This is a genomic window from uncultured Dysosmobacter sp. (assembly GCF_947631165.1).
In the GTDB taxonomy this organism is placed as follows: Bacteria; Bacillota; Clostridia; order Oscillospirales; family Oscillospiraceae; genus Oscillibacter.
This window is the reverse complement of sequence record NZ_CANRKH010000091.1, coordinates 1-3248: the sequence shown is the minus strand read 5'-3', so window position 1 is coordinate 3248 and position 3248 is coordinate 1. Positions and strand designations below refer to the sequence as shown.

Genomic DNA, 3248 nt, shown 5'->3' with positions numbered 1-3248 from the left:
AAAAAAGAAGAGAGTTGCCAGGGAATCCTTGGTAACTCTCTTCCTTTTTTACGGGACTTTTTTCACAGCCCCTTTTTTCTTGTTTCTATCGAATGCTATACAGTTTACATCCCTGCATCAGTGGTTTTAAAGTATTTGTCGATAATTTCCATTTGCTTATCTATTTCCGCTTTGTAATTTGAAACGAGATAATTTGTTTTTACCTCTATCCAGAATTTAGTGGAATTGAATGCTGTAATGGCAGCAATCAGGAAACCGCTGAAATCAATGTTGGAGAAATCTGAAGTGATGAGTGCCGGGGCACTGTTGATAAACGCTGATATAGCCGCAGAAAGCACAAGGATCTTGTTTGTTCGGATGGTGTAAGTGGATATATCCCCATCCCTGTCAGGGTCATAACTAACAGCATGAATAGCGGTGATGAGTAAGTTGATAAAGGCGGCGGCTGCAGTTTCAGTCAGAACGCCGCCCAAGTCGATCTGGGTTCCCCAAGTTAGACTACCCAACTGGTCAAGAACTTCCTGGTTCTTTTCTTCTTCCTCCAGCACATTGTTCATGAGAGCGGCTACTCTTTCGGCCGGGGCATTTGTAACCCCCTGTACGGCAGCCTCACGAACCACTGCTGCCAAAACAGATCGTTTTCTGCCGCGGATGTTATTTATCACAGGCAGAACGACTTGCAAGAGAGTTGACAGCTTTTTGTCCACCGTTAGGTCGGAACTGGACGGAGACTCTGTCACGGAGTAAGTCTCCATTTTTGTGGTAGTAACCGTGCTGGTCAAGATATTGGTAACACCAAAGAGCCAGCCAATCACAGGCCGAAACCCAAGGATGTCTTTGTGGGTGAAGTAGTTATTGTCAGAAACATCAATGGGAAGTGCGCCGTTCAATATCTGAAACTCGTCACGGATATAAACTGCACCGTCAAAGATGCCTGAACCGAAGACGGTCTGTGCAGTATCACCAACTATGTCCTCGACATATTTGCCGCCGCCTCGGAGCACGTCATCCATGTTGACACCCTGAGTGGCGTTAACAAACACAGGGGCTGTATCCGAGGCTGGCTGGACTGAGGGGGTGCCCGAGCTATCTGGAGGATCCTCTGCGTTCGCGTCCGCTGATCTGACGTATTTGCTGATAAAGCGGCAGATGACACGGATTATGACGGCAGCGGAAAGAATAAGTCCATCATGGGCCGTGAGCCCAGTCTCCGCCTCAAAGCGCCGGTCAAGAGCTTTGTCGAACTCCCGGGCGTGCTCCATCTCGCTTTCAGTAAGGAGTTCTTCCGGATGTACATCAGTAAAGCCTGCCTTATGCGCCTCCTCGCAAAGTTCTCGAAACGCCTGATCAAAATCGTAATCATTGGGAATCGATACAAGCAGTTCGGCGCAGGAATCGGGCAGGGGCTTGGAGCGTTTTACAGGCGCCGACATGATGTCGTCGGTTTTGATCCCAAGTTCCTCAGCGGCCTTGAGCATACTCTTTAAGTTGGCGTCGATTTTGCTGTTCATGGCATTGAAATCTCTATCCAACTCGATTTGCTGCGCAATGACCGCCTGCGTTTCAGAAAGGCTTTCCCGCATCTTCAAGCGGAGGTATGCGTTGACATTAAACAAATCATCAAAATAATTCATGGCGATACCTCTCCGCAGGCATCAATACCTTTGCTTCTGGAGTACTTCGGTGATCCTGGTGCACAGGCTTTCAAGTCTGTCACATTTTGCCTGCAGCTCATCCCTTTCGGATTGAAGCAGGTTGGTGTTCGTGTGCAGTTCCTTCAGTAATTTTTGATACTCTTGAATGATCAAACCGTTCTTGACGGCAAGCTCCTGATAGTATCCGGCGATTGCGTTTCTGGCCCGAGTCTTGGAAATCGTATTACGTGTAAAATCGATCCCCGCGGCGCCCAAAAAGGCGGCGCCCAGAATTGCACCACCTACAACGATGTTTTTTATATTTCCGCCTCGGATACACTCGCTCAGTTTGGAGTAATACAAGTACGCTTTATTGCTGTCGGTTATGCTTTCAACAAAACTCTGCGTCAGATTTGACACCGGCACATTAAGCGCGCTGTTCGCCTCGTTGATCAAGCTGCTCAGGCTGGCAGCTTCCTTGGAAAGATCCTCAAGTGTACTCATTATCTGTCTCCTCCGTTCTTATGTTTTCCTCTTGCCTATGCCCTTTGCGTTCCTGATTTACTTTAGCAGTACCCTATGAGATAGTTGCAGCTCTCAGTCAGGTAATTTGGCAGGGCAGTCTTTCCAGCGCGTTCCGCAGCGCTGAGGCGGGCATAGACGCCATTATAGTATGCCGTAAAAAAGCTCTGCAGGAGCTGCCGTTTGCCATTGGCGTCAAGTAAAACACTGGAGGTAACGTTTTGTGGGTTATTGGCCCCCCAGAGATAGCCCATCTCGATAGCATAGGTGCGCCAGAAGCCATCAGGATGGGAAGACCCTCCCGCTGTGCCCACCAGAGCCCTCTTCAGGCACTCCCTGTTAAGCGGCGGAACGGTCTTTGCCATGACCGCGCCGGCCAGATAATCGGCGCAAAGTTCATCCCAGAAACAGTTAGCTCGAGCAGTGATCACCAGCGCCGGCTTTCCGTTTACAGGTTGATAGGACAAAGCGTCCAAAGAGTTACTGACAATCAGGTGGCCGATTTCATGCGCGGCAATTCCGAAAACCACGTCTCTGCCGTATTTGAGGGCGGAGAGGTACATGAAATTACGGCCATAGACAGAGGATCTGGCATACATACACATGGCGGCATTCATGGTAAATCGAAGGGAGATCTCGCCCTCGTCGACCTTGCCATTGGAATTCATGTCGCTCCAAACGGCCTGTATGTCATTTTCCACCACACTGGCAGTGACAGTCCCGCTCGCATAGCCAAACATCTCAGCGATATTATCCACGATATACTGAAAGCTGGCAGTGTTGAAATACTTCTTCTTGAGTTCCTTACTGTAAATATCTGACTTTGAAAGTGTGCCAGGATCGGAAAAGTTACCAAAGCTGATATTTGTTTTGTCTGACTGTCTAATCAGCATAAACTACCCCCCTCTTTGGAACTGATTCGTTAGTATCAGTTTACTATGGTTATTTGAAAAATGCAAGGAGTTTTGCATATGATTTGTAATATCAATACATGAGCTATGATTTTCATCCTTTTCAATCGGGTAGGAGGCCCCACACGGGGCCGACCTCCCACACCACCGTGCGTACGGTTCCGTACACGGCGGTTCAATC

The 3248-nt window shown here is 48.6% G+C and carries 3 protein-coding genes; all 3 read right to left on the bottom strand.

Features of this window, described 5'->3' with window-relative positions; genetic code table 11:
- Nucleotides 1-104: 104 nt before the first annotated feature.
- Nucleotides 105-1634 (bottom strand): hypothetical protein, encoded by a 1530-nt coding sequence (locus Q0Z69_RS16745; protein WP_298035539.1) that lies wholly within the window; start codon nucleotides 1632-1634, stop codon nucleotides 105-107.
- A 21-nt stretch (nucleotides 1635-1655) separates the two neighbouring features.
- The gene (locus Q0Z69_RS16740) at nucleotides 1656-2138 is read right to left on the bottom strand and encodes a hypothetical protein (protein WP_298035538.1); all 483 of its coding nucleotides are present in this window, start codon (nucleotides 2136-2138) and stop codon (nucleotides 1656-1658) included.
- 62 nt (nucleotides 2139-2200) lie between these two features.
- Nucleotides 2201-3049, bottom strand: a complete 849-nt coding sequence (locus Q0Z69_RS16735) for a hypothetical protein (protein WP_298035537.1) — start codon at nucleotides 3047-3049, stop codon at nucleotides 2201-2203.
- Nucleotides 3050-3248: the final 199 nt, after the last annotated feature.